The 421-nt window shown below is 33.7% G+C and carries 1 protein-coding gene; it reads right to left on the bottom strand.

Going from position 1 to position 421, the window contains the following annotated elements; genetic code table 11:
• The coding region (locus EN845_RS33945) for an IS6 family transposase (protein WP_135931281.1) at nucleotides 1-402 on the bottom strand (402 nt) is incomplete at its 3' end.
• Between the last annotated feature and the right edge of the window lie 19 nt (nucleotides 403-421).

The raw sequence follows: 421 nt of genomic DNA, 5'->3' as shown, positions 1-421 counted from the left end.
CTGATCTGTAACTACCTTTTGAGGCTTACCAAATTGTTTAATGAGACGTTTGATAAACGCATATGCTGAATGATTATCTCGTTGCTTACGCAACCAAATATCTAATGTATGTCCCTCTGTATCAATGGCACGATATAAATAGCTCCATTTTCCTTTTATTTTGATATACGTCTCATCAATACGCCATTTGTAATAAGCTTTTTTATGCTTTTTCTTCCAAATTTGATACAAAATAGGAGCATATTCTTGAACCCAACGGTAGATCGTTGAATGATGAACGTTAACGCCGCGTTCTCTTAGTATTTCAGATATATCACGATAACTAAGCGCGTATCTTAAGTAATAGCCAACGGCTACAGTTATTACATCTTTATTAAATTGCTTATATCTAAAATAATTCATAGAGAACGCTCCTTTTTTG

Source organism: Mesorhizobium sp. M8A.F.Ca.ET.202.01.1.1, from assembly GCF_004791595.1.
Taxonomy (GTDB): Bacteria; Pseudomonadota; Alphaproteobacteria; order Rhizobiales; family Rhizobiaceae; genus Mesorhizobium.
Note: the sequence above shows the minus strand (reverse complement) of the source record. Positions and strands in the feature narration are given on the sequence as shown.